General features: G+C 69.2%; 23 protein-coding genes. 15 read left to right on the top strand and 8 right to left on the bottom strand.

Features of this window, described 5'->3' with window-relative positions; genetic code table 11:
* Positions 1 to 34 precede the first annotated feature (34 nt).
* A complete protein-coding gene (gene map / locus N2M23_RS16760) occupies positions 35 to 898 on the bottom strand; it encodes a type I methionyl aminopeptidase (RefSeq protein WP_265447078.1) in 864 nt (287 codons plus the stop codon).
* Positions 899 to 947: 49 nt separating this feature from the next.
* Here map and N2M23_RS16755 point away from each other — a divergent pair, with 49 nt between their 5' ends.
* The 4 genes from N2M23_RS16755 to N2M23_RS16740 all read left to right on the top strand — a co-directional run bounded on the left by N2M23_RS16755 (position 948) and on the right by N2M23_RS16740 (position 5,032).
* Entirely contained in the window at positions 948 to 1,139 is a 192-nt protein-coding gene (locus N2M23_RS16755) for a methionine aminopeptidase (protein ID WP_265447077.1), read from the top strand.
* 21 nt (positions 1,140 to 1,160) lie between these two features.
* The gene (locus N2M23_RS16750; protein ID WP_265447076.1) at positions 1,161 to 2,372 is read left to right on the top strand and encodes an MFS transporter; all 1,212 of its coding nucleotides are present in this window, start codon (positions 1,161 to 1,163) and stop codon (positions 2,370 to 2,372) included.
* 9 nt (positions 2,373 to 2,381) lie between these two features.
* Positions 2,382 to 3,572 carry a xylose isomerase gene (gene xylA, locus N2M23_RS16745; protein ID WP_265447075.1) on the top strand — a complete coding sequence of 397 codons (1,191 nt, stop codon included), beginning with the start codon at positions 2,382 to 2,384 and terminating at the stop codon, positions 3,570 to 3,572.
* Positions 3,573 to 3,757: 185 nt separating this feature from the next.
* Complete coding sequence (locus tag N2M23_RS16740) at positions 3,758 to 5,032, top strand: MFS transporter (RefSeq protein ID WP_265447074.1); 1,275 nt, start codon at positions 3,758 to 3,760, stop codon at positions 5,030 to 5,032.
* Here N2M23_RS16740 and panB read toward each other — a convergent pair.
* Complete coding sequence (gene panB / locus N2M23_RS16735; RefSeq protein WP_265447073.1) at positions 4,923 to 5,783, bottom strand: 3-methyl-2-oxobutanoate hydroxymethyltransferase; 861 nt, start codon at positions 5,781 to 5,783, stop codon at positions 4,923 to 4,925. The genes N2M23_RS16740 and panB overlap by 110 nt on opposite strands.
* 193 nt (positions 5,784 to 5,976) lie before the next feature.
* On the opposite strand from panB, the gene N2M23_RS16730 reads away from it, so the two are divergent.
* The 3 genes from N2M23_RS16730 to N2M23_RS16720 all read left to right on the top strand — a co-directional run bounded on the left by N2M23_RS16730 (position 5,977) and on the right by N2M23_RS16720 (position 12,757).
* Positions 5,977 to 8,298, top strand: a complete 2,322-nt coding sequence (locus tag N2M23_RS16730; protein WP_265447072.1) for an immune inhibitor A domain-containing protein — start codon at positions 5,977 to 5,979, stop codon at positions 8,296 to 8,298.
* Positions 8,299 to 8,409: 111 nt separating this feature from the next.
* Positions 8,410 to 9,747: a type I glutamate--ammonia ligase gene (glnA, locus tag N2M23_RS16725; protein ID WP_171157053.1), complete on the top strand. Its 1,338-nt coding sequence runs from the start codon at positions 8,410 to 8,412 to the stop codon at positions 9,745 to 9,747.
* A 19-nt stretch (positions 9,748 to 9,766) separates the two neighbouring features.
* Positions 9,767 to 12,757, top strand: a complete 2,991-nt coding sequence (locus tag N2M23_RS16720) for a bifunctional [glutamine synthetase] adenylyltransferase/[glutamine synthetase]-adenylyl-L-tyrosine phosphorylase (protein WP_265447071.1) — start codon at positions 9,767 to 9,769, stop codon at positions 12,755 to 12,757.
* Between the two features lie 10 nt (positions 12,758 to 12,767).
* Here N2M23_RS16720 and N2M23_RS16715 read toward each other — a convergent pair whose 3' ends face one another.
* Positions 12,768 to 13,529: an ABC transporter permease gene (locus N2M23_RS16715; RefSeq protein WP_265447070.1), complete on the bottom strand. Its 762-nt coding sequence runs from the start codon at positions 13,527 to 13,529 to the stop codon at positions 12,768 to 12,770.
* A gap of 78 nt (positions 13,530 to 13,607) precedes the next feature.
* Between N2M23_RS16715 and hisD the strand changes: the two genes are divergently transcribed.
* From hisD to N2M23_RS16680, 7 genes are read left to right on the top strand one after another with little or no spacing between them, the layout of a single operon-like run.
* Positions 13,608 to 14,954, top strand: a complete 1,347-nt coding sequence (gene hisD / locus N2M23_RS16710; RefSeq protein WP_265447069.1) for a histidinol dehydrogenase — start codon at positions 13,608 to 13,610, stop codon at positions 14,952 to 14,954.
* Entirely contained in the window at positions 14,951 to 16,060 is a 1,110-nt protein-coding gene (locus N2M23_RS16705) for a histidinol-phosphate transaminase (protein WP_265447068.1), read from the top strand. The genes hisD and N2M23_RS16705 overlap by 4 nt, the downstream gene beginning before the upstream one ends.
* Entirely contained in the window at positions 16,057 to 16,665 is a 609-nt protein-coding gene (hisB, locus tag N2M23_RS16700) for an imidazoleglycerol-phosphate dehydratase HisB (protein WP_265447067.1), read from the top strand. The genes N2M23_RS16705 and hisB overlap by 4 nt, the downstream gene beginning before the upstream one ends.
* A gap of 4 nt (positions 16,666 to 16,669) precedes the next feature.
* On the top strand, positions 16,670 to 17,296 hold the full coding sequence (locus tag N2M23_RS16695; RefSeq protein ID WP_265447066.1) for a hypothetical protein: 627 nt from the start codon (positions 16,670 to 16,672) through the stop codon (positions 17,294 to 17,296).
* Positions 17,293 to 17,922, top strand: a complete 630-nt coding sequence (gene hisH, locus N2M23_RS16690; RefSeq protein ID WP_265447065.1) for an imidazole glycerol phosphate synthase subunit HisH — start codon at positions 17,293 to 17,295, stop codon at positions 17,920 to 17,922. The genes N2M23_RS16695 and hisH overlap by 4 nt, the downstream gene beginning before the upstream one ends.
* A 32-nt stretch (positions 17,923 to 17,954) precedes the next feature.
* A complete protein-coding gene (gene priA, locus N2M23_RS16685) occupies positions 17,955 to 18,710 on the top strand; it encodes a bifunctional 1-(5-phosphoribosyl)-5-((5-phosphoribosylamino)methylideneamino)imidazole-4-carboxamide isomerase/phosphoribosylanthranilate isomerase PriA (RefSeq protein ID WP_265447064.1) in 756 nt (251 codons plus the stop codon).
* Positions 18,707 to 19,462 carry an SseB family protein gene (locus N2M23_RS16680; protein WP_265447063.1) on the top strand — a complete coding sequence of 252 codons (756 nt, stop codon included), beginning with the start codon at positions 18,707 to 18,709 and terminating at the stop codon, positions 19,460 to 19,462. Before priA ends, N2M23_RS16680 begins: the two co-directional genes overlap by 4 nt.
* Before the next feature lie 4 nt (positions 19,463 to 19,466).
* Here the strand turns inward: N2M23_RS16680 and N2M23_RS16675 are convergent, their stop codons facing one another.
* Complete coding sequence (locus tag N2M23_RS16675) at positions 19,467 to 20,942, bottom strand: MFS transporter (protein WP_265447062.1); 1,476 nt, start codon at positions 20,940 to 20,942, stop codon at positions 19,467 to 19,469.
* A gap of 104 nt (positions 20,943 to 21,046) precedes the next feature.
* On the opposite strand from N2M23_RS16675, the gene N2M23_RS16670 reads away from it, so the two are divergent.
* Positions 21,047 to 21,853, top strand: coding sequence for a TetR/AcrR family transcriptional regulator (locus N2M23_RS16670; protein WP_265447061.1), 807 nt, complete (start codon positions 21,047 to 21,049; stop codon positions 21,851 to 21,853).
* A gap of 24 nt (positions 21,854 to 21,877) precedes the next feature.
* On the opposite strand, the gene N2M23_RS16665 is transcribed toward N2M23_RS16670, so the two are convergent.
* The 4 genes from N2M23_RS16665 to N2M23_RS16650 all read right to left on the bottom strand — a co-directional run bounded on the left by N2M23_RS16665 (position 21,878) and on the right by N2M23_RS16650 (position 25,983).
* Positions 21,878 to 22,732 (bottom strand): patatin-like phospholipase family protein, encoded by an 855-nt coding sequence (locus N2M23_RS16665; RefSeq protein WP_265447060.1) that lies wholly within the window; start codon positions 22,730 to 22,732, stop codon positions 21,878 to 21,880.
* 11 nt (positions 22,733 to 22,743) lie between these two features.
* Positions 22,744 to 23,526: a hypothetical protein gene (locus N2M23_RS16660; RefSeq protein WP_265447059.1), complete on the bottom strand. Its 783-nt coding sequence runs from the start codon at positions 23,524 to 23,526 to the stop codon at positions 22,744 to 22,746.
* Positions 23,527 to 23,560: 34 nt separating this feature from the next.
* Positions 23,561 to 24,961: a dihydrolipoyl dehydrogenase gene (gene lpdA, locus N2M23_RS16655; protein WP_265447058.1), complete on the bottom strand. Its 1,401-nt coding sequence runs from the start codon at positions 24,959 to 24,961 to the stop codon at positions 23,561 to 23,563.
* Between the two features lie 80 nt (positions 24,962 to 25,041).
* Complete coding sequence (locus N2M23_RS16650; RefSeq protein ID WP_265447057.1) at positions 25,042 to 25,983, bottom strand: sugar-binding transcriptional regulator; 942 nt, start codon at positions 25,981 to 25,983, stop codon at positions 25,042 to 25,044.
* Positions 25,984 to 26,068: the final 85 nt, after the last annotated feature.

Here is a 26,068-nt window from a genome sequence, read left to right as displayed (position 1 = left end):
CGGACTCCTTCGTCATGTCGTGCGCCGAGAAACCTTACGGCAGTGTGAGGATCTCCGGGCCGGACTCGGTGATCAGGATGGTGTGCTCGAACTGCGCCGAGCGCCGCTTGTCCTTGGTCACCACTGTCCAGCCGTCGTCCCAGAGGTCCCAGTCGGCGGTGCCGAGGTCGAGCATCGGCTCGACGGTGAAGGTCATCCCGGGCTGGATGACGTCCGCGTGCGCCGGGGCCGAGTCGTAGTGGGGGATGATCAGCCCGGAGTGGAAGACCGGGCCGACCCCGTGGCCGGTGTAGTCGCGCACCACGCCATACCCGAAGCGCGATGCGTACATCTCGATGACCCGGCCGATGACGTTGACCTCGCGCCCCGGCTTGGCGGCCTTGATGCCGCGCATCATCGCCTCCTGCGTGCGCTCGACCAGCAGCCGCGACTCCTCGTCGACGTCGCCGACCAGGAACGTCGCGCAGTTGTCGCCGTGCGCGCCGTCCTTGTATGCCGTGATGTCGATCTTGACGATGTCGCCGTCCTGCAGCTCACGGTCGTCCGGTATGCCGTGGCAGATCACCTCGTTGACGCTGGTGCAGAGCGACTTCGGAAAGCCGCGGTAGCCGAGCGTCGACGGGTAGGCGCCGTTGTCGAGGATGAACTCATGACCGATGCGGTCGAGTTCGTCGGTGGTCACGCCGGGACGTACGGCGGCGCCCGCCGCCTGCAGGGCCTGCGCCGCGATCCGCGAGGAGACCCGGATCCGCTCGATCAGGTCGGGGTCGCGCACCTCCGAACCGGTGAACTCCGCCGGCTCGGGACGGTCGACATACTCGGGGCGGGCGATGCTCGCCGGCACCGGGCGTCGGGGACTGAGCCGACCGGGTCGGACGGGAGTGCTGGTCGCGGACATATGGTGCAGTCTAAGGAGCAAGACAGCGCGCACCGCGCATCCGTCACGAGTGAGGAGCACCGAAGTGGCCTACTGGTTCAACGTCGACACACGTCAGGTGGAGAAGGACGGGGAGACCGACCCCAAGGCGAAGCTGCTCGGCCCGTACGACTCGGAGGACGAGGCGCGCAACGCGCTGGAGTCGGCGCGCGAGCGCACCGAGGAGTGGGACAAGGCCGACAAGGAGTGGAACGAAGGCTGAGCGCTCCTTCGTAAGGCGTCGGTGCTGACGCCATACCGGGCGCTGCTCGCGGTGCCCGGTGCACGCACTTTCCTCGTCGGCTCCAGTATCGCCCGCCTCGGCGGCGCGATGTTCGGAGTCGCAGTGGTTGCAATGGTTTCCGGCCGTCGCGGCTCCTACGGGCTGGCCGGTGCGGTGTCCGCGGTCGGCCTGGTCGTGCTTGCGGTCACCGCGTCCGCCGTCGGGCGGGTCGTCGACCGGCGGGGTCAGCGCCGGGTCACGCTGCCACTCACCGCCTGGAGCACCCTCTGGGGTGCCGTGCTGATCGTGGCCTCGTGGGTTGGCGCGCCGGACTGGACACTGTTCGTGAGTTATGGGCTGTCCGCGGTGGTGGTGTCGACCGGTTCGATGAGCCGCGCCCGCTGGTCCTACCTATTGGCCGAGCGCCCCGGCCGGTTGCACACCGCAATGTCGCTGGAGCAGGTGCTCGACGAGTTCTCGTTCGTGCTCGGCCCGGCGATCGCGGTGCTGCTCGCGACCACGGTCGTGCCGGAGGCCGGGCTCATCGCCGCCTTCGTGCTGTATGGCGCAGGCGCCCTCGTCTTCGTCTCCGCCCGGTCGACCGAGCCACCCGTGCACCACGAGGAAGGCGCGGTCGCGGCGCTCGTCATACGCAACCCGGCGGTGCTCGTCGTGGCCACGGTGATGGTGTTCACCGGTGGCATCTTCGGCTCGAACGAGGTTGTCACGCTTGCATTCTCGGGCGAGCTCGGCCGGAAGGATCTCGCCGGGGTAATCATCGCGGTGTTTGCGGTCGGCTCGGCGACGTCGGCACTGATCGTCGGCACGCGCGCCACCCACGGGTCGCTCGCCCGGGCTCTCCTGCTCGGCACCGCCGGGATGTTCCTGCTCGAAGCGCCGGTGCTGCTGGTGACCTCACTGCCCGCGCTCGCCGTCGTGCTGCTCCTCGCCGGCATCGCCACGGCGCCGACGCTGATCACCTCGATGAAGCTCGCTCAGGCGCTCGTGCCGCCGTCACAGGTCAACGAGTCGATGGGCCTGGTCTTCACCGGCACGCTGGTCGGCATCGCCGCCGGTTCGGCGATCAGCGGCGCGGTCGTCGAGCACGCCGGGGCGCGAGCGGGCTATCTCGTGCCGGTGCTGTCCGGGCTCGGGGCGTTGTTGCTGGCGGTCGGCTGTTATCGACTGCTGCAACGCACGCGTTCCCACGCGGATCGCCTTGCGCCGCCGTAGCCTTCGTGCATGACCACGACGCCCGCACCCACGCCCGCTGACAAGTTCTCCTTCGGTCTGTGGACCGTCGGCTGGACGGGCATCGACCCGTTCGGGAGTGCCACCCGCACCGCACTCGAACCGTGGGACTACGTCAAACAACTCGGCGAACTCGGGGTGTGGGGCATCACCTTCCACGACAACGACGTCTTCGCTTTCAACGCCGACGAGCAGACGAAGCGCTCCCGGGTCGCGCAGCTGCGGCGGGCCTGCGACAGCGCCGGCATCGTCATCGAGATGGTCACCACCAACACGTTCACCCACCCGGTCTTCAAGGACGGTGGGCTGACCAGCAACGACCGGGGAGTGCGGCGCTTCGGGCTCCGCAAGATCCTGCAGGCGGTCGACCTCGCCGCCGAGTGCGGTGCCAGCACGTTCGTGATGTGGGGCGGTCGCGAGGGCGCGGAGTATGACGGCAGCAAGAACCTCCATGCCGCGTTCGACCGTTACAAGGAGGGCCTCGACACCGTTGCGTCATACATCAAGGAGCGGGGGTACTCCTTGCGAATCGCGTTGGAACCCAAGCCGAACGAGCCGCGCGGCGACATCCTGCTGCCGACCGTCGGACACGCCCTCGCCTTGATCGCCGAGCTGGACAACGGCGACATCGTCGGGCTCAACCCGGAGACGGGGCACGAGCAGATGGCCAACCTCAACTACAGCCACCAGCTGGCACAGGCGCTGTGGAGCGGCAAGCTCTTCCACCTGGACCTCAACGGCCAGCGCGGCCTGAAGTACGACCAGGACCTGGTCTTCGGTCACGGTGACCTGCTGTCGGCGTTCTTCACCGTCGACCTGCTCGAGAACGGCTTCCCCGGGCAGCCCGACGCGCCGCGCTACACCGGACCGCGGCACTTCGACTACAAGCCCTCGCGCACCGAGAACCTGCAGGGCGTGTGGGATTCGGCGCGGGCCTGTATGTCGACCTACCTGCTGCTGGCGGATAAGGCCCGCGCCTTCCGGGCCGACCCCAGGGTCACGGAGGCGATGGACTACGCCGGTGTGAGCTCGCTGCAGCAACCCACGCTCGACGCGGGGGAGTCCGTCGCCGACTTCCTGGCCGCAGCGGACGAGACGTTCGACGTCGAGGCGGCCGCGGACCGCGACTACGGCTTCGTGCGGCTCAACCAGCTCGCCGTCGAGCACCTGACCGGACGGTGAGCCGCTCGCCGAGTGACGACGTCAGCAATGAGTGACGTCCATGCACGATCGTCACTCGTTGCGACGGACGTCAATCGGCGCGCGCGGACGTCAGTCACCCAGCCGTAAGCACCCGTGACGCATCGGTACTCCCGCGTACGAGACGCGCGAGAGTGACGGTGCCGGGATCATTAGACTGCCTAACGATGACCGCGGCGCCCGACTTCGACCTCCGACGACTGGCGATCCCGGCATACGGTCCGTCGCTGCTCTTCGGGGTGGCCGAGGGCGCGATGCTCCCGGTGATCCCGCTCTCCGCACGCGACCTCGGCGGGTCGGTCGCGGCCGCGGCCTTGATGATCACCCTGCTCAACGTCGGCTCGTTGCTGTTCAACGTGCCGAGCTCGATGATCACCGCACGGTATGGCGAGCGCCACGCACTCATCGGCGCCTCTGTCGTCGGGGTCCTCTCCGCCGCGTGCTGCATGCTCGCGAATTCGCTCGCGATGTTCGCGATCGGCGTCTTCCTGCTCGGCGTCAGCGGGTCGGTCTTCATGCTCGCCCGGCAGAGCTATCTCACCGAGGCGGTCCCGGCCCACTTCCGGGCGAGGGCTCTGTCGACGCTCGGCGGGGTCAGCAGGGTCGGCATGTTCGCCGGGCCGTTCGCCGGCGCGGCGGCGATGGGCCTCTGGCACCTGCGCGGAGCCTACGCGGTGTGCGCGCTCGCGCTGGCGGTCGCCGGTGTCCTCGGCGCGACTCTGCAGGACCTGCCGCCGCACCCGGCCAGGGCGTCCGCTGCACCGGCCACCGTGCGCGGTGTCCTGCGTGACCACCGCAAGATCTTCCTCACCATCGGGATGGGCGTGCTCCTGGTCTCGGCGATCCGCGCCACGCGCCAGGCGGTGGTGCCGCTCTGGTCGGAGCACCTCGGCCTCACCGCGCAGACCGCGTCGATCATCTACGGCGTCGCCGGCGGCATCGACATGCTCGTCTTCTACCCGGCAGGCAAGGTGATGGACGTCTTCGGCCGCCGGTGGGTGACCGTGCCGTCGATGCTCGTGATGGGCCTGTCGATGATGGCCATCCCGCTGACGCATGGCGCGCTCACGCTCTGCCTGGTCGCCGGCATCCTCGGCTTCGGCAACGGCATCGGGTCGGGCATGGTGATGACCCTCGGCGCCGACTACTCACCCGACGTCGGCCGGGCGCAGTTCCTCGGCATCTGGCGCGAGCTGTCGGACGCGGGTCAGACCATCGGCCCGGCCGTGCTCTCCGGGGTGACCGCCGCGTTCGCGCTGGGTGCCGGCATCGTCACCTCCGGCGCCGTCGGCCTTGCGGCGGCGCTTGTCATGTGGCGCTCGGTGCCGCCGCTCAGGACTCGAAACTCTGCTCCGCAGAAGGAAACTCGCCCGAGGCGACCTCTGCGGCATACGTCTGCGCAGCCCGGCCCAGCTCGCCCCGCAGATCGGCATACTTCTTGACGAAGCGCGGCGACTTGCCGCCGCGCAGCCCGGCCATGTCCTGCCACACCAACACCTGGGCGTCGCAATCGGGACCGGCACCGATGCCGATGGTCGGGATCGCCAGCGCCTCGGTCACCCGCTTGGCGGCCGGTGCCGGCACCATCTCCATCACCACCGCGAAACACCCTGCCTCCTGCAGCGCGAGCGCGTCCTCGAGCAGCTTGTCCGCGCCGTCGCCGCGCCCCTGCACCCGGTAGCCGCCGAGCACGTGCTCGCTCTGCGGGGTGAAGCCGATGTGGCCCATCACCGGGATGCCGGCCCGCACCAGCAGCTCGACCTCCGGCACCATCGCCTTGCCGCCCTCGAGCTTCACCGCGTGCGCCAGCCCCTCCTTCATGAAGCGGGTCGCCGTCGCGAGCGCCTGCTGCGGGCTGGCCTGGTAGGACCCGAACGGCAGGTCCGCGACCACCATCGAGTGCGACGTCGCCGTCGCCACCGCCCGCACGAGCGGCACCAGGTGGTCCACGGTCACCGGCACGGTGGTCTCGAAGCCGAAGACGTTGTTGCCGGCCGAGTCGCCGACCAGCAGCACCGGGATGCCGGCCTCGTCGAAGATCTCCGCGGCATACATGTCGTATGCCGTGAGCATCGCCCACTTCTCGCCCTTGGCCTTCTTGGCCTGCAGGTGCGGGACTCGGACGCGGCGTTGGGGAGCGGCTTGGGCTCCGGTGCCATAGGGGGCGCTGACCTCGGTGGGCTTGTCCGTCATACCGGCGACCCTATCGGCGCGCCGAAACGCTGAAGGAGCTACTCGGGCGTAGTCAGGCGGCGCCCGAAGGTAAAGGGAGTTCAAAGATTTTCCAGCCGTTTCCCACCATTCGGTCAGCTTTTCGGTCAAACTGCCAAAGTTGCCGTCCATCCCCGTTAAGGACGGCACACATCGCACAACATCCGGAGGAATCGTGAGAAGACGTGTGTTCGGAAGCGTTGCCGGACTCACCGCAACAGCGGCGACCGCAGCGTTCACCATCGGCGGATTCACCCCATCCGCTCTCGCGGCACCCGTGCCCCCGCAGGAACCGGGCAAGGTGACCAAGTCGGACAATCTGCCCAACCCGCGGGCCGAAAAGCAGGCCAAGCTGCGGCAGGAGGCCGTCACCAAGCTGGTGAAGGGCAAGGCCAAGGTCAAGACGATCAAGGGCAAGAAGGTCATCGAGCTGCAGGCGCCCGAGGCGAGCGCCGAGCAGGCCGGCGGCCGCGGCAAAGGCAGTAAGCCGAAGAAGGGCAAGTACGTCCAGTACGACCCCAACCAGACCACCAAGATCTTCACCACGCTCGCCGAGTTCGGCACCCAGGCCAAGCCGGCGCAGGGCGGTACGCCGGGGCCGGTGCACAACCAGATCCCGGAGCCGGACCGGTCGACGAACAACTCGACCTACTGGGAGAAGGACTTCAACCAGCAGCACTACGAGAACATGTTCGACGGCGACGGTGAGTCGTTCCAGAATTTCTACAAGAAGCAGTCGCAGGGCCGCTTCCAGGTCACCACCGAGGTGTCCGACTGGGTCAAGGTGCCCTACAACGAGGCACGTTACGGGCACAACCCGGAGGCGGGCGACGGCACCAGTGAGGCCGAGGGTTACTGGTCGTTCATCAAGGACTCGCTGACCGCCTGGTACAACCAGCAGAAGCAGTCGGGCAAGACCGACGCCCAGATCAAGGAAGACCTGAAGCAGTTCGACACCTGGGACCGTTACGACTACGACGGCGACGGTGACTTCAACGAGCCCGACGGTTACATCGACCACTACCAGGCGATCCACGCCGGCGAGGGCGAAGAGGCCGGCGGCGGCGCGCAGGGCAAGGACGCCATCTGGTCGCACCGCTGGGCGGTCAGCTCAGGGGTGGGCACGACCGGTCCGGACGGCAACAAGTCCGGTGGCGTGCAGATCGGCAACACGGGCATCTGGGTCTCGGACTACACGACCGAGCCGGAAAATGGCGGACTTGGTGTGTTCGCACACGAATTCGGCCACGACCTCGGCCTGCCGGACCTCTACGACACCACCAACCGCGGAGACAACAGCGTCGCCTACTGGAGTCTGATGAGCAGCGGCTCGTGGCTCGGCCCGGGCCGCGACGCCATCGGCGTCACGCCCGGTTACATGGGCGCCTGGGAGAAGCTGCAGCTCGGCTGGACCGACACTCAGTCGGTGCAGTTCGGCGAGCGAGCCGACATCAACCTCGGGCCCGCCGATGAGGACAACAAGCAGAAGCCGATGGCCGTCGCGGTCAACCTGCCCGACAAGACCGTGGTCACCGAGTACAACAACCCCAAGTCCGGCAAGTTCGAGTGGTGGAGTGGTCGCGGCGACAACCTGAACAACACGCTGCAGCGCGAGGTCGACCTGACCGGCGCCAGCAGCGGGTCGATCTCGTCAGCGATCTGGTACGACATCGAGGAGGGTTACGACTTCCTCTACGGCCAGGTGTCGACCGACGGCGGCAGCACCTGGACCAACGTCGGTGACGCGATCACCGGCACCCAGAAGTCCTGGGGCACAGTCAGTTACGACCTGACCCCGTATGCCGGCAAGAAGATCCTGTTCCGGTTCTCCTACCAGACCGACGGTGGCGTCAACCAGGGCGGCGCCTTCCTGGACGACCTCACCGTCACCGTGGGCGACAGCTCGACCACCGACGACGTCGAGTCGGCCACGTCGGCGTGGACCGCCAAGGGCTTCACCCGGATGGGCGGCAGCACCAGCGAGGACGTCGCCCGCTACTACCTGGCCGAGTCGCGTCGCTACAGCGGCTATGACGCGACCTTGCAGACCGGGCCGTACAACTTCGGCTTCCCGGACAAGCCGGACTGGGTGGAGCACTTCCCCTACCAGGACGGGCTGATCATCTGGTACGTCAACAACGAGTACCCGGACAACAACGTCACCACGCACCCGGGCTACGGCCAGGTGCTGCCGGTTGACGCGCACCCGCGCCCGAACGTCTGGCCGGACGGCACGGTGGCGAGCAACCGGATCAACTCCTACGACGCGTCGTTCGGGCTGGACAAGACCGACGCCTTCACCCTGCACCGCAAGGGCGCCAGCCTGAAGTTCCCGGCGCAGGCCCCGGTGAAGACGTTCGACGACACCAACCCCAACCAGTACTGGTACGAGCAGTCGCCGACCTCGTCGGTGAAGGTGGCCGGCACCGGCACGCAGATCAGCGTCCACAACAAACAGGGCGACGGAGTGAAGCTGCAGGTCCGTTTCACTCGCTGATCCCTCGCGGAGGGTATGACGCTGGGCGCCGGCCGCAGGAGTTTCTCCCGCGGCCGGCGCTTTCGCGTGCCCGCTCCCGCCATACGGTCCCGGTAAGGCAGGATCAGCGGTATGGATCGACAGCAGGAATACGTGCTCCGCACCATCGAGGAGCGGGACATCAGGTTCATCCGGCTCTGGTTCACCGACGTGCTCGGCACCCTCAAGTCGGTCGCGGTCGCACCGGCGGAGTTGGAGGGAGCCTTCACCGAGGGCATCGGCTTCGACGGCAGCTCGATCGAGGGCCTGGCCCGCGTCTTCGAGTCCGACATGCTGGTGCTGCCCGACGCGGACACCTTCCAGGTGTTGCCCTGGCGCGGCGAGAACCCTGGCACCGCAAGGATGTTCTGCGACATCCGGCTGCCCGACGGGTCGGCCAGCCAGGCCGATCCGCGCAACGTGCTGCAGCGGGCGCTCACCAAGGCCAGCGACAAGGGGCTGACGTTCTACACCCACCCCGAGATCGAGTTCTATCTCTTTGAGCAGAACATGCGACCGGGGGAGCCGCCGACGCCGGTCGATCAGGCCGGGTTCTTCGACCACGTGCCGCACGGCACCGGCCACGACTTCCGGCGGTCGGCGATCTCGATGCTGGAGCAGATGGGCATCTCGGTGGAGTTCTCCCACCACGAGGCGGGGCCGGGGCAGAACGAGATCGACCTGCGCTACGCCGACGCACTGTCGACCGCCGACAACATCATGACCTTCCGCACGGTGATCAAGGAGGTTGCGCTCGAGCAGGGGGTGTTCGCCTCGTTCATGCCCAAGCCGCTCGCCGACGCCCCGGGCTCCGGCATGCACACCCACGTGTCGCTCTTCGAGGGCGACCGCAACGCGTTCTACGAGGCCGGCGCGCCATACCAATTGTCAAGCACCGCAAAGGGATTCATCGCCGGCATCCTGCACCACGCACCGGAGATCTCGGCGGTCACCAACCAGTGGGTCAACTCCTACAAGCGCATCTGGAGCGGCGCCGAAGCGCCGGCGCACGTCAGCTGGGGGCACAACAACCGCAGCGCGATGGTGCGCGTGCCGATGTACAAGCCGGCCAAGGGCCAGAGCGCCCGGGTCGAGGTGCGCTCCATCGACGCGTCGGCCAACCCTTATCTCGCGTATGCCGTGGTGCTCGCGGCCGGGATGAAGGGCATCGAGGAGGGCTACGAGCTGCCGCCCGAGGCCGAGGACGACGTGTGGAACCTCACCGACCGGGAGCGCCGGGCGATGGGCATCGACCCGTTGCCGGCGTCGCTGGATCACGCCATACATCTGATGGAGGGCAGTGAGCTGGTCGCCGAGACCCTCGGCGAGCACGTCTTCGACTTCTTCCTGCGCAACAAGCGCGCGGAGTGGGCCGGCTACCGCGACCAGGTCACCCAGTTCGAGCTGGACCAATACCTCAAGCGACTGTGATGCGCCAGGCAACGACGCCGTGAACGTGCCCCGGGAGCAGAGCCGCCGGGCGGCGCTGGTGCGCGCCGGTTTCGCCGAACCCACCCGCGCCGAGCCGATGCTCGACGAGCTGGGGCTGCCCGCCGACGCCATCGCGACGATGAGCCGGGCGGCCTCGCCCGACCAGGCGCTGCTCGGACTGGTGCGGTTGCGCGAGGTGCTGCCCGACGCCGAGAAGGGTTCGTTCGCAGCGCTTTTCGCCGACGACCCGGACGGCTGGGCGCGGCTGGTCGCGGTCACCGGCGCCTCCGCCGCGCTGACCGACCGGCTGGTCCGGCACCCCGGCCAGTGGCACGACGTCGCCGCGGCGCGCATCGCCTCCCGCGAGGAGTTGTATGCCGCGCTCACCGATGCGGTCGGTGACCGCACCGGCACCGAGGCGTATGACGCGCTGCGCGTCGCCTACTTCCGGCAACTCATCCAGATCGCCGCGGTCGACCTCACCGGGGACGGCATCGAGCAGTTCCCGGTGATCGCCGAGGCTCTCTCGGACCTGGCCGGTGCCGCGCTCGAGGCTGCGCTGCGGATCGCCCGCAACACCGTCCCCGACGAGCAGACCTGCCGGCTCAGCGTGATCGCGATGGGCAAGTGCGGCGGCCGCGAACTCAACTACATCAGCGACGTCGACGTCATCTTCGTCGCCGAGCCGGCTGGCGACGCCGACGAGGACGAGGCGCTCGCGGTCGGCACCAAACTCGCGACCGAGCTGATGCGCGCCTGCTCGGTCGCGACCGGTGAGGGCAGCCTCTGGCAGGTCGACCCGGCGCTGCGCCCCGAGGGCAAACAGGGGCCGCTGGTGCGCACGGTGGCCTCCCACCGCAACTACTACGAGCGGTGGGCCAAGACGTGGGAGTTCCAGGCACTGCTCAAGGCCCGGCCGATCGCCGGGGACGAGGAGCTCGGCGCGGCATACCTCGAGGTGATCCAGCCGATGGTCTGGCGGGCGGCCGGTCGCGACCACTTCGTCGAGGACGTCCAGGCGATGCGGCGCCGGGTCGAGCAGCACTTGCCCGCGGCCGAGGCCGACCGCGAGCTCAAGCTCGGCAAGGGCGGGCTGCGCGACATCGAGTTCAGCGTGCAGTTGCTGCAGCTGGTGCACGGTCGCACCGACGACCGGCTGCGCAACCGCAGCACGCTGGCAGCCATGGAGTCGCTCTCCCGTGGCGGCTACATCGGCCGGGTCGACGCCCACGAACTCGACCACGCCTACCGGCAGCTGCGTCTGCTGGAGCACCGCATCCAACTGTCCCGGATGCGCCGCACCCATCTCATGCCGACCGGCGAGGGCGACCTGCGCGCGCTCGGACGGGCCGTAGGTCTGCGGGTCGACGCCGAGCGGAAAGTCGTGGAGCTGTGGCGGTCGCAGTCGGCCCAGGTGCGCCGGCTGCACGAACGCATCTTCTACCGGCCGTTGCTCTCGGCCGTCGCCAGGCTGTCGGCCGATGACGCACGGCTGTCGCCGGAGAGCGCCCGGGATCGCTTCGCCGCATTGGGTTTTCGTGACAGCGCGGGAGCGATCCGGCACATCGAGGCGCTGACCTCGGGCGTGAGCAGACGGGCGGCCATCCAGCGGACGCTACTGCCGGTCATGCTGCAGTGGTTTGCCGAGGAGGTCGACCCCGACCTCGGTCTGCTCGCCTTCCGCAAACTCAGCGACGCGCTCGGCTCGACACCGTGGTTCCTCAAGATGCTGCGGGACGAGGGGCGGGCCGCCGAGACGCTCGCCCGGGTGCTGGCGGGCAGCCGCTACGTCGGTCAGCTGCTCGAGCGCGCGCCGTCGGCGGTGTCGGTCTTCGGCAGCCGGGAGGCCAGGCGACCGCTCAGCAGAGACCAGCTGAACTCCACCATGCGGGCGGCGATCCAGCGACAGGACGACGACGACGCGGCGCTGCTCGCGATCCGTTCGGCCCGCCGCAACGAGCTCATCCGCATCGCGGTCGCCGAGCTCTCCGGAGAGCTGGAGGACCTGGACGCCCTGGAGATCGCGCTGACCGACCTGGCCGCGGCCACCCTGCAGGGCGCACTGGATCTCGCGATCAGGCATGTCGAAAAGGAGAGCGGCACAATGCTTTCCACCTCGATCGCGATCATCGGCATGGGTCGGTTCGGAGGACGCGAGCTCGGCTTCGGGTCGGACGCCGACGTGATGTTCGTGCACGACCCGCTGCCCGGTGCCGACGCCGGCATCGCGCAGGCACAGGCAGAGCAGGTGGTGGGTTACCTGCGCACCGGCCTGTCGGCGAGCGGTCCCGACCCCGCGCTTGGAGTCGACGCCGACCTGCGGCCGGAGGGCAAGGCGGGGCCGATCGTGCGCACGCTCGCGTCATACGCCGGCTATTACGAGCGCTGGTCGGAGGGCTGGGAGGCGCAGGCGCTGTTGCGGGCGACGCCGGTCGCCGGCGACGACGAGCTCGGCAGCCGCTTCACCGGTTTGATCGACCCGTTGCGCTGGCCGGAGGGCGGCATCAGTGAGAAGGCGGTGCGCCAGATCCGCACGCTCAAGGCGCGTATGGAGGCCGAGCGCATCCCGCGCGGGGGAGACGTGCGCACCCACTTCAAGCTCGGCCGCGGCGGCCTGTCCGACGTGGAGTGGACCGTCCAGCTCGCGCAGCTGGAGCACGCCCATGAGATCCCGGCACTGCGCCATCCGGGCACGATCACCCCACTGCGGGTGATGGCCGAGCATGACCTGATCAGCCTGCGGGACGCCGCCGCATTACGTGAATCCTGGTCACTGGCAACGCGATTGCGCAACGCATCGGTGTTGTGGCGGGGGCGCCCGGTCGACGCCCTGCCGAGCAACCTGACCGACGCCGACGGCATCGCGCGCATCCTCGGCGGCCCGGTCGGTGCCGGCCACGAGCTCGGCGAGCGTTACCTGCGGGTCGCCCGGCGCGCCCGTGCGGTCGTCGAGCGGGAGTTCTACGGCACCGACCCGGACGACGGCGACGACTTCGAGCCGACGAGATAACCGGCGGCGATCACCGGGCACCCTCGATCGGGCCGAGCTTGCCCCGGATGGTCAGCTCGGTGGTCACCAGGACCGCGATCGCCTGCGCGACCAGCAGGGCGATCAGCACCAGCAACTGCACCGCTGCCGCCTCCCACGCGCTCGCCCCGCCGAGTAGCGCCCCGACGAACGCCCCTGGCAACGTGACGATCCCGACGGTGCGGGTCTGATCGAGGCCGGGGATCAACGCGAGGGCGGCATCGTCGCGGGCGACCACATCCGCCGCCTCGTGATCGCGCAGACCGATGGACAGACCCGCCTCGAACTCGCCATACCTGGTGCGCAGGGCGTCGTGGATCCGTTTGCCGGTCAGCGAGGTCGCGGTCATCGAGTTGCCGCCCACGATGCCGAGCACCGGGATGACGGCGATGGGTCGCACCGGCACCAGGCCCGTTGCGAGCATGCCGAGCACGCCTGGCACGACGCCCGCGCAGATGGGCAGCAGGGTCCACGCCGACCAACGGCCGAGGATGCGGTGCGCGCTGGTGAAGGCCGCGACACCGAGCATCAGCGCGCAGAACGCCAGGGACAGTGGCCACGAGTGCAGCACGGCGCCGATGACCAGGCCGACCGCGGCCAGCTGGACGGTCGCGCGTGCGGCGGCGGTTAGCTGGCCGACGCCGCTGCCGAGCCGCCCCCAGCGCACGATGGCGGCGGCGACGACGCTGCCGCAGATGACGAAGATCAGCACCGCGACCTCGTCGCGCCAGCCGTGCATCTGGACCAGGCTCACAGCTCACGAGTATGGCGGCGGACGCTCGCACCGCGGACGCGACGCAGGTCACGGTCATACGAACCCTAGAATTGCCGCGTGATTGCTCGTGTCGACCTGCGCGGTGCCGCTCTGTCCTCCTTGGACGCGCGGGCCCTGCGCGACGCCCTGCCCCGCGCCGAACTCGACGTCGAGGCCGCACTGGAGACCGTGCGCCCGATCTGCGAGCAGGTGCATGCCGGCGGGGTCGACGCGATCCTCGACCTCGACGAGCGTTTCGACGGCGTCCGTCCGCCGTCGCTCCGGGTGCCGGCGCAGGTGCTCGACAAGGCGCTCGCCGGGCTCGAGCCGAAGCTGCGTGCTGCCCTGGAGGAGTCGATCCGCCGCGCCCGCCTGGTGCACTCCGACCAGGCCCGGGTCGACTCGGTCACCCAGGTCGTCCCCGGCGGCACCGTCACCGAGCGCTGGGTGCCGGTCGACCGCGTCGGGCTCTACGTGCCGGGCGGCCAGGCGGTCTACCCGAGCAGCGTGGTCATGAACGTCGTGCCGGCGCAGATCGCCGGTGTCGGCTCGCTCGCCGTCGCGAGCCCGCCGCAGCGCTCGAACACCGTTGATTTCGTGGGCTATCCGGACCCGACGATCCTCGCGGCGTGCGCGCTGCTCGGGGTCGACGAGGTCTACTCCGTCGGCGGTGCCCAGGCAGTCGCGATGTTCGCGTATGGCGCGAGCGACGCCGACGGCACGACCGTCTGCGAGCCGGTGACGCTGGTGACCGGTCCGGGCAACGTCTACGTCGCCGCCGCCAAGCGCCTGCTGCTCGGCATCATCGGCATCGACGCCGAGGCCGGCCCGACCGAGATCGCGATCCTTGCCGACGAGACCGCCGACCCCGAGCTGGTCGCGGCCGACTTGATCAGCCAGGCCGAGCACGACGAGCTCGCCGCCTCGGTGCTGGTCACCGACAGCGAGGAGTTGGCCGCCGCCGTCGAGGCGGCGCTGGAGCGCCGGGCCTCCCGGACCAAGCACGCGATCCGGGTCAAGACCGCGCTCGGCGGCCCGCAGTCCGGCATCGTGCTGGTCTCCGGGGTCGACGAGGGCGTGCGCGTCGTCGACGCCTACGCGGCGGAGCACCTGGAGATCCAGACCCGCGACGCCGCGGCGGTCGCGGCCCGCATCCGCAACGCCGGCGCGATCTTCGTCGGCGACTACGCGCCGGTCAGCCTCGGCGACTACGCCGCCGGCTCCAACCACGTGCTGCCCACCGGCGGCTGCGCCTGCCACAGCGGCGGCCTGTCGGTGCAGACCTTCCTGCGCGGCATCCACGTGGTCGACTACTCGCGCGAGGCGCTCGCCGACGTGGCCGACACCGTGGTCACGCTCGCCACCGCCGAGGACCTGCCGGCACACGGCGAAGCGGTCACCGCCCGCTTCGCGTCGGACTCGTGACCGAGCTGCGGGCGCTGCTGCGGCCCGAGTTGCAGGGAGCAACGCCCTACGGCGCCCCGCAGCTCGACGTGCCGGTCGCCCTCAACACCAACGAGTCCGCCTACCCGGTGCCGCCCGTCGTGGTCGAGCAGATCGCCCACGACGTCGCGCAGGTCGCGGCCACGCTCAATCGCTATCCCGACCGCGAATTTGCCCGGCTGCGAGAGCTTTTGGCGTCATACCTGACGAAGACGAGTGGCGAGCACGTCACCGCCGACCAGGTGTGGGCGGCCAATGGGTCCAACGAGGTGCTGCAGCACATCGTGCAGGCGTTCGGGGGAGCCGGTCGCACCGCGCTGGGCTTCACCCCGTCCTACTCGATGCATCCGCTGATCGCCGGCCGGGGCGGGGCGACCTGGGTCGACGGGCTGCGCGATGCCGACCCGCGGCGGTTCGACCTGGACGCCGACCTCGCGGTCGAGCAGACCACGCAGCACGACCCGGACCTGATCTTCCTCACCTCTCCGAACAACCCGACCGGCACCTCGATCGACCTCGACGTCGTCCGCCGGGTGTATGACGCGAGCGACCACGCGATCGTGGTCGTCGACGAGGCCTACACCGAGTTCGCCCGGACCGGCACCCAGAGCGCGCTGACGCTGCTGCCGGGCAGGGACCGGCTGGTGGTCAGTCGCACGATGTCGAAGGCGTTCGCATTTGCCGGTGCGCGGCTCGGATACTTCGCTGCTGCAACGGAACTCGCCGACTTGATGCGCCTGGTGCGGCTGCCCTACCACCTGTCGAGCGTCACGCAGGCAGTCGCCTGCGCCGCCTTGGAGCACAGCGACACCATGCTGGCGATGGTCGAGCGGATCAAGGCCACCCGGGACGCGTTGGTCGACGGATGCCGTGCGCTCGGACTGCAGCCGGTGCCGAGCGACGCCAATTTCGTGCTGGTCGGGGGATTCGCCGACAGCCGGGCGGCGTGGCAGGCTCTGCTCGACGAGGGTGTGCTCGTGCGTGACGTCGGCATTGCGCACCATCTACGCATCACCGCCGGCACCCCGGAGGAGAACGACGCCGTGCTGCAGGCATTGCGCACGGTGACGGCAGGAGAGGCTTCATGAGCGATCAGCACCGCACCGCGCGCATCGAGCGCGCCACCAAGGAGAGCCAGATCGAGTTGTCGCTCGACCTGGACGGCACCGGCCAGAGCGACGTCTCGACCGGTGTGCGGTTCTACGACCACATGCTCGAGAGTTTCGCCAAGCACAGCCTGATCGACTTGGCGGTCAAGGCAACCGGCGATCTCGACGTCGACGCGCACCACACCGTCGAGGACACCGCGATCGTGCTCGGGCAGGCGGTCCGCGAGGCGCTCGGCGACAAGTCCGGCATCTCCCGCTTCGGCGACGCGACCGTGCCGCTCGACGAAGCGCTCGTGCACGCGGTCGTCGACGTCGCCGGACGTCCCTACGTGGTGCACACCGGCGAGCCGGACGGGCAGATCTACGCGATCATCGGTGGCAACTACGCCGGATCGCTCACCCAGCACGTGCTGGAGAGCTTCGGCCACCACGCCGCGATCGCGCTGCACGTGCGGGTGCTGTCCGGCCGCGACCCGCACCACATCGTCGAGGCGCAGTTCAAGGCGGTCGCCCGCGCGCTGCGTGCGGCGATCGCCCGCGACCCGCGCGTCGTCGGGATCCCGAGCGCCAAGGGCGCGCTGTAAGCCCATGACGGCACCGAGTCGTCGGGGCGCGTGCGGAGTGCTCCTGCTGCACGGGGACGCCAAGTCGGCGTCGGCGTGGGTGCGGCAGGGGATCGTCCCGTCATACGTCGTGCCGCTCGCGGGCTGGACCGCTGTCGTCCCGGGCGGTCCCGCGCAGGGTCACGCTCCCTATGACGATCAGTTGACCGTGACCGCGGCTCGTCCGGTGCCGGCGCGCATGCGAACAGCCCTGGGATTCTTCGAGATCGACGGACGTGCGGTGGTCGTCGTGCATCCGCGTGGCTGGCGCGCATTGCCGCGCTGGCTGGTCTGGGAGTCCGGCCGCGGGGTCGCCGGCCTGCCTTCGCTACCGACCGCCCGGCCGGGCGACCTGGCGATGGCGGCCGGTGTCGTGCCGGAGGCCACCCGCCCGATCCGGCAGGTGCTGTCCGAGCACTCGGCGTTGCCGATGGACGTGCTCTCCGACCTGATGACGACCCTCGCGCTACCCGGCGAAGAGTTGCTCCGCGGAGGTTCGGTGAAGTCCGCGGACGATGCCGCGCTCGTCGAACCCGACGGCAAGGCCGTCGATCGGTTCGCGCGAGTCACGAAGGAAGACAAGGAAATTCGCGCCGAGTTGGAGTCGCTGTGAAGAAGGTCGTCGTCTTCGACTACGGCAGCGGCAACGTGCGGTCGGTGGTGCGGATGCTCGAACGTGTCGGTGCCGACGTCACGCTCACCGCCGACCACGACGCCGCCCTCGCCGCCGACGGACTCTATGTGCCCGGAGTCGGCGCCTTCCACGCCTGTATGACGGGGCTGCTCGCCGCCGGCGGCCGCGAGGTGATCGCCGAGCGCATCGCGGGGGACCGTCCGGTGCTCGGTGTCTGCGTCGGTTTCCAGGTGCTGTTCGACGGGTCCACCGAGCCGACGACCGTGCAACCGCCGCCGCCCGGCCTCGGTCACTTCGTGGGTGTGGTCGACCGTCTGCAGGCTCCGGTGGTGCCGCACATGGGCTGGTCGACCGTGCACCCACCCGACGGCTCTGCCCTGCTGGCGGGCGTCGAGGACGAGCGCTTCTACTTCGTGCACTCCTACGCTGCGGCGCAGCTGCTGGCCAGCCGTGTCGCCGGTCGTCCGCTCGTGACCACCGCCGAACACGGTGCACCGTTCGTGGCCGCCGTCGAGGACGGGCCGCTCGTCGGCACGCAGTTCCACCCGGAGAAGTCCGGTGACGCCGGAGCCCAGCTGATCGCCAACTGGCTCCGTCGTCTTTGACCTGGAATTACGCTCAAGGACAAGGAGATTCGATGGCTGACGATGCTGCTCCCCGGCTGGAGCTGTTGCCCGCGGTCGATGTGGCGGGTGGCGAGGCAGTGCAGCTCGTGCAGGGTGTGGCCGGCACCGGAGGTCGCTTCGGTGACCCGTTCCAGGCGGCCAAGAACTGGCAGGACGCCGGGGCCGAGTGGCTGCACCTGGTCGACCTGGACGCCGCCTTCGGTCGTGGCAACAACCGCGACCTGCTGGCCGACATCATCGGCCGGCTCGACCTGAAGGTCGAGCTGTCCGGGGGAATCCGTGACGCCGAGTCGCTCAGCGCGGCGCTGGCGACCGGGTGCCGACGGGTCAACCTCGGCACCGCGGCCTTGGAGGACCCCGCGTGGACCGCCAGCGCGATCGCCGAGCACGGCGACCGCATCGCCGTGGGGCTGGACGTGCGCGGCACCACCCTCGCCGCCCGCGGCTGGACGAAAGAGGGTGGCGACCTCTGGGAGACCCTGGCCCGCCTCGATCGTGAGGGTTGCGCGCGTTATGTGGTGACCGACGTCGCCAAGGACGGCATGCTGCAGGGGCCGAATGTGGCCTTGTTGCAGGAGGTTTGCGCACGCACCGACCGCCCGGTCGTCGCTTCCGGTGGGGTGTCGACCCTCGAGGACGTGCGCACGCTGCGTGAGCTCGTGCCGCAGGGCGTCGAGGGCGCGATCATCGGATCGGCGCTCTACAAGGGCGCGTTCGAGCTCTCCGATGCGCTCGACCTGGCCGGTCGCACGGGAGCACGGGGATGAGCGACCAGCCGGCCGGCCCGTCGGGTCCGGCCGACTCTGCCGGGCAGTCGTTCGCTGGACGCGCGCTGTCCGGCACCGGCTTCGACGGCGACGACGGCTCCGCGGACGCGGCGTTGACCGCTGCGCTGGCCGACCGCACGGACGAACGCCGGCTGATGACGGCGCTGGCCGGTGCACGGCTCCTGGTGCCGATCGTGGCGGCGCCGACCGAGGTCGACGCATCCGGCGACCTCGCCGTCGAGAAGAGCACCGACATGGCGGTGGTGACGCTTTCGGCACCAACGGGTGAGCGTGCACTTCCGGTCTTCTCCGACGTCGCGGCCCTCGCTGCGTGGGACCCTGCCGCCCGGCCGTCGCCGGTGACCGCAGCGCTCGCCGCGCAGGCGGCGGTCGGGGAGCAGTGCGACGTCATGGTGCTCGACATGGCATCCGAGCAGCCGCTCGTCCTGCGACCGAGCATGGTCTGGGCACTCGCGCAACGGCACGAGTGGCTCCCGCCATACCTCGATCAGCATGTGCAGCAGGCGTTGCGCCAGGCGGTCGCGGACGAGCCGGACGTGGCCGAGGTGCGCGGGGAAGCCGGCGCCGAACCGGGTGAGTTGCGCGTGGTGCTCTCGGTGCTGCCCGGCCTCACCCAGCAAGAGCTCCAGGCACTCGCGCGACGGGTGGGCGAGGCGGTGGCCACCGACGGCGAAGCCCGCGCCCGCATCGACGGCCTCGCCTTCGCGATCGTGGCGGCAACGACCTCCTGATCGATCAGGACTGCGCTGCCACGTCCTCGCGGGTGTGCTTCGGCAACAGAAAGGTCAGCGCGAAGGCGATCACGACCGCGCCGATCCCGACCCAGGTCGTGACCTGCGTCGCGGATCCGAAAATCTCTGTGCGAGAACCGGTCCCGCCGTCCACGTGGCCGAAGAAGACGGTGCCGAGCACCGCGACGCCGAGCGCCGCACCGATCTGCTGGACGGCGGTCATCGAGCCGGATGCCGAGCCCGACTCGTGGTCGTCCACGCCGCTCAGCACGATGTCGAAGAACGGGGTCATCGCCATGCCCATGCCGATCCCGATCACCGCCAGGGATGGTGCCAGCCGCAATGCGTTGATCGCGTCGCCCGACCAGCCGATCGTGCCTGCGAAGAGGGCGAGCCCGGCGATCACGATGAGGAATCCGAGGTGCATGGTGGAGCGGCCGATCCGCGCCGTGAGTGCCTGCCCGATGCCGAAGCCGAGGATCATGCCCACCGCCTGCGGCACGCTGGTCAGGCCCGCTTGCACGGGCGTGTAGCCGAGGCCGGCCTGCACATACAGCGTGAGGATGAGTGAGGTGCCCATCAGTGCACTGAAGAAGGCGAGTCCGGTGACCAGGCCACCGGTGAAGGCCCGCTTGGTGAACAGACTGGGTACGACGAGGGTCGAGCGACCGGAGCGGTCACGACTGCGCTCGACATACGCAAAGAGCACGAAGGCAACCAGCGAGCCGGCGATCATTGCGAAACACCAGAGCGGCCAGTCGAGTTCGCGACCCTGCACGAGGGGATAGACCAGCAGGAACATTCCCGCAGCCGCCAGGCCCGTGCCGAGCAGATCGACGCCGAGGCCGCGGTCCGGGCGATTCTTCGGTAGAAAGCGGACCGCGCCGAGGAGGGCGAGTACGCCGATCGGGATGTTGATCGCGAAGATCGCCCGCCAGCTCAAGCCCAGGATGTCGGCGTCGGTGAGCCAACCGGCGAGGATCGGTCCACCGACCGCGCCGAGGCCCATGACCGGACCGAACGCGCCGAAAGCCTTGGCCCGCTCCTCAGGTGCGAACACCTCGTTGATGATGCCGAGGCCCTGCGGCAGCAGGGTGGCGCCGAGCAGACCCTGCAGCACCCGTGCGGTGATCAGCGTCGTCGGGTCCCCCGCCATCGCGCAGAGCAGGGAGAAGAAGCTGAAGCCGGCCATGCCGATGAGGAACATCCGCTTGCGACCAAACATGTCGCCCAGCCGGCCACCGATCAGCAGGCCGGTTGCCATGGCGAGGGTGTAGCCGGCCGAGAGCCATTGGATGAGGGTGTCCCCGCCGCCCAGGTCGCCGGCGATCGTCGGCCCGGCGATCGTGGTGACGAGTGCGTCGAGCAGGTCCATGATCTCGGCGCACAACACCACGAGCAGTGCGACCCAGCGCCAGCGGTAAGAAGCGGTGACGGCCGGTGCTGCCGGGCTATCGGGAGGAACGGTCCGGGTTTCCATGATCGTGAGGTCCTTTCGGGAGAAGTCTCGAGTGGCGAACACCGTTCGCGTACACGAACATCGTTCTACGCTGGAACGGTGTTCGTGTCAATTACAGTGTTCGGGTGAGTAGCCAGATGCCCGAGCCGCCGTGGCGCCGACCGCACAAGACCCGAGCACCCAAGCAGCGCAAGCCGCTCAGCAGAGACACCATCGTTGCCAAGGCACTGGAGATCCTCGATGCCGAAGGGATCGAGGGCGTGAGCATGCGGCGCATCGCGGCCGAGTTGGGCACCGGCCCGGCGAGCCTCTACGCCTACGTTGCCGACAAGGACGAATTGCTAGCTGCCGTCAACGAATTGGCACTCAGCGAGCTGGCGATGCCCAACCTGGACCAGCCGTGGCAGGACGTCGTGCGCGAGTGGGCGCAGTCGACGTATGACCTCTTCCGCCGCCATCGTGACCTGGCTCGGCTGAGTTTCGCCGACATCCCGACGGGGGCGCGTGCGCTGGATATCTCCGAGGCGATCCTGCGCTCGCTGATCGAGGGTGGCGTCGAGGTGCAGGACGCCGCCTGGCTGATCGACCGGATGGTGCTGTATGTCGGGGCCGACGCCGTGGAGGGCTATCTCCTGCAGGAGCGGTTCGGCGCCACCGACGCTGCTGCCGCCGAAGTGGCCGGCCGGCAGTGGATCGCGGATGTCAAGGAGTACTTCGCGGCGCTCCCTCCCGACCGCTACCCGATGATCACCAGCCACCTCGCGCCGATGATGAGTGGCGGCGGCGATGCGCGTTTCGAGTTCGGGATGGAGCTGCTGATCGCGGGTATCGAGGCGCGCAACCCCGGGTCGGCGACGAAGCGGACGGCGAAGAAACGGGCGGACGTGCCGCGCGCGAAGCCGGTCAAGAAGGCGGCAAAGAAGTCGAAGTAGGCCGCTGCCACGCCCGGGGCACGATCACGAGGAGCGGCGTTCTGCCTCGTCGAGATAGGCATTCGCTGCGTCGTATGCCGAGTTGACCCGTCCGAGCACGAACGCGCGGTTGATGTGCAGCAGTGACACCATCGGCGCGTCGCTCGTGCCGGTGGGCAGCACGTGCAGCCGCACTCGGTCGGGCACCGACGCGATCTCTTCGAGGTAGCGGTGCCGGCGGGCGATCTCGAAGGTGACCTGCCCGACCTGCCACGGCCAGCGGGGCGGGCTGAGTGCCTGCTCGACCCGGCCCACCTGCAACACGTAGACGTCGGTCGCGCCCAGGCTCACCGCGCGACCGACCGGGATCGAGTGCACCAGGCCACCGTCGAAGAAGTGCTCGCCGCCGATCCGCATCGCCGGGAAGAGCCCGGGCACGGCACACGACGCGACGATCGCCTCCGGCAGCTTGCCCGACGAAAACCAGTGGGACACAGCGTGTTCGACGCTCGCGGCCACGCACTGGAACGGCACCTGCAACTCCTCGAACGTCTGCACGGGAAGCTCCTGGCGCAGGATGCGCAGCAACGGGCCGGGGGAGTAGAGATGGGTGCGCAGGCGCCCCGGGCGCCAGCGTCGACGGCCTCGGGAGGTGCCGGTGTCGAAGAGCAGCCGCCCGCTGCCGAGTCCGGCCCAGAGCTCACCGAGCGCCTCGATGCCTTCCTCACTCGGCTCAGCGGCGATAAACGATCCGTTGATCGCGCCGATGCTGGTGCCGACGACCAAGTCGGGAGTGATGCCGCGCTGCAGCAGGGCGCGCATAGCACCGATCTGAGTTGCGCCGAGCACACCACCGCCGCCGAGGACGAACGCGGTCTTGCGGGCGGCGGGTGCGCTCATGACGATCGACCCTATCGACGTGGATCGGCCTGGTCCGGGTCGGTCGGGCCGCCGGCCACGAAGTCGGCGACGTTCGCGGTGAGCCGACCCCACTGGGCATCCCAGCGTCGACTGCGCTCGATCGCGCGCGCCGCTTTGGCCGGCCCGTAACGGCGGCCCCACCACGAGTGCGGGCGGGCAAGGGTGAGCGCCGCGAAGAACGCCACCGGGCCGATGAAGGCGCCGATCAGGGCCATGTGGTACTTGCCCTTCAGCACCACCACGATCTCGGCGAGGATGTGCACGGGCAATCCGGCGAGCATCACCAGATGCACGACGTGGTGCCGCGGATCGGCATGGAAATGAAAGGGTTCCAGCCCGATCGTCAGCAGTGCAAGGCATGCCGTGGTGAGGGTGACCAGCTCCACCGACACCCGGCCCTCGCCGCTCCAGTAGACGTCGCGCAGGTGCAGGATCAGTGCGAATTCGTCGAGCAGCAGTGACGCGCCGACGCCGATCAGCACGCCCGCGATCTCGATCCACGGCCTGGTTCCGCGTGCGGCCAGGCTGGCGAACGATCCGATCAGCAGCACCACCAGGCCGGGCACGGCATGGTGCACGTGCACGCCACTTGGTGACACCCGATTGCGAAACGGCCCCCGCCCCGCCCGGATCAACCGGGTCACGGTGCGGGTCGCCAGAAACGTGACGATGAATGCGAAAAGCGCTAGCAGCAGGGGCAATCGGCCCGGATCGAGGACGTGACCGTCGAGCCAGGCGCGGCCGTGCGCGGTCAGCAGGAGCAGCAGCTGCACCGGGCCATTCTGACCCGGGCAGCTGCAGGTTCGCTCAGAGGTTGATCATGTGGCCGGCGATGCCCTCGACGGCTTCCTTGACGGCCTCGCTCAATGTCGGGTGGGCGAAGATGTTGCGGGACACCTCGTCGGCGGTCAGGTCCCACTTCTGCGCCAGGGTCAGCGCCGGCAGCAACTCGGTGACCTCCGGGCCGATCATGTGCGCGCCCAGCAGCTCGTTGTGCTTGGCGTCGGCGACCACCTTCACGAATCCGACGGTCTCGGCCATGCCGCGGCTCTTGCCGTTGGCGGAGTAGGGGAAGGACGCGGTCTTCACGTCATACCCGAGGTCCTTGGCCTGCTGCTCGGAGTAGCCGAACGAGGCAATCTGCGGCTGGCAGAACGTGGCTCGCGGGATCATGTCGAAGTCGATCTCCACGGTCTCGACGTCCGCGATCGTCTCGGCGGCCACGATCGCCATCGCCTCGGCGGTGTGCGCGAGCATCAGCTTGCCGGTGACGTCACCGATCGCGTAGACGCCGTCGACGTTGGTGCGGCCCCGGGCGTCGACCGCGATGGCGCCCTTGTCATTGAGCTCGACGCCGGTCTGCTCCAGGCCGTAGCCCTGGGTGCGCGGCGCGAAGCCGATCGCCTGCAGCACCTTGTCGGTCTCGATGACCTGGCTGTCGCCGCCGGCGGCGGGGGAGACGGTGACCTTCACCTTGTCGCCGGAGTCGTCGATCGACTCGACCTTGGTCGACAGCAGCACCTTGATGCCGAGCTTCTTGTACTGCCGCAGCAGCTCCTTGGACACATCGGCGTCCTCGGTGGGCACCATCCGATCCAGGAACTCCACGATCGTCACGTCGACGCCGTATTGGCTCATCACGTAAGCGAATTCGACGCCGATGGCGCCAGAGCCGGCGATGACGATCGACTCCGGCAGCTTGTCGGTGAGGATCTGCTCCTCGAACGTGACGACTCGCTCGGACAGCTCGGTGCCCGGGATCAGCCGGGTGGTGGTGCCGGTGTCGATGATGACGTTGCCGGCCGTCACCGTCTCCGTGCCGCCGGCGTTGAGCGCGACCTCGATGGTGTGCGGGTCGGTGAAGGTGCCGGTGCCCTCGAACTCGGTGACCGAGTTCTTCTTCATCAGGTAGTGCACGCCCTTGGCACTGGCGTCCGCGACGCCGCGGCTGCGAGTGAAGGCGACGCCGTAATCCATCGACACCTCGCCCGAGATGCCGAAGGTCTTCTGCTCCTTGGTCAGGATGTGGGCGATCTCCGCATTGCGCAGCAGCGCCTTGGACGGGATGCAGCCGACATTGAGGCAGATGCCGCCCCAATACTGCTTCTCGATGATGGCGGTCTTGAGGCCGAGCTGGCTGGCGCGGATGGCCGCGACATACCCACCAGGACCTGCACCGAGGACGACGACGTCAAAGTGTTGTGCCACGTCATCAGACGATAGTCCGCCGTTGATCGGCGCACGTCAGCGCATCGGCAACTGCTCGTGCCATGAGTCGGCGCGGCGCACTACGCCAGCAGCGCCTGCGCCAGCGGTTGATCGACCACCAGCCGGTTGACGTGCCCGCCCTTGACCGCGGCGCGCACGACATCGACGCGCGCTGCGCCGAGGACCAGGCCGATCACGTCGGGTATGGCGCGCAACTGCTCGGCCGACAGCGTGATGATGCGGTCGGCGAGGTCGCCGTCGACGCGCTCACCGCCGGCATCGATGAACACTCCCGAGATCTCGCCGATCGCCCCGGCGCGCGTCATGGCCGTGCGCTCCCTCGCCGTGGCAAGGTCATAGAGAGTGGACTCACCGGGAGCCCATCCGCCGATGCCGACCACCGCGACGGTCACCTGTGGCACCTGCGCGAGCGCATCGGCGACGCCCGGCTGCCGCCGCAGCATGTGCGCGCTGTCGGCATCCGCGGCGACGAGTGGGGCGTAGAAATGATGCGCCGTGCCGTTGCTGAGGTTGGCCGCCGTGCGCACCACGTCGACCGGCGTCTCGACATCGGGTATGGCGAGGGCCCCGGACAGCTGGACGACCGGCACTCGGGGCAGCTGCTCGAGCGCCGCCACCGTCGCCGACACCGTGCGGGACCAGGGCAGGCCCAGCACGTCGCGCTCGGTGACGATGCGCGTGAGCTCCCGGGCGGCCATCACGCCGATGTCCCGCCGCACCTCCTGCATGGTCTGCTCGGCGTCCGGTCGCAGCACGACGGCGGAGGCAACCCCGAGGCGATCGATCAGCTCTTCGGAGAGTCGGTAGTCGACCTGCGGTTCGCCGAGGATCTCGATGCGCACGATGCCTCGGGCCCGTGCGGTGTCCAGCAGCCGCGCCACCTTGAAACGGGACAGGCCGAGCTCCCGGGCGATCTCGATCTTCGACTGGTCCTGCAGGTAGAAGCGGCGGGCAACACCGGTGAGCAATGCCCGGTCGCCGCTGGTCGGTTCGGTCGGCACGCCTCGCCCCTTCCACCGGTCAGCCCGGATCGGCTGGTTCCGACCCATCGTGGTGTGGAGTGTGCCACACTAAGTCTCATCTGTG

The sequence above is a fragment of the Flexivirga meconopsidis genome, assembly GCF_026162425.1.
Taxonomy (GTDB): Bacteria; Actinomycetota; Actinomycetes; order Actinomycetales; family Dermatophilaceae; genus Flexivirga; species Flexivirga meconopsidis.
The sequence above is the reverse complement of the archived record's forward strand: the minus strand, read 5'-3'. Positions and strand labels throughout refer to the sequence as shown.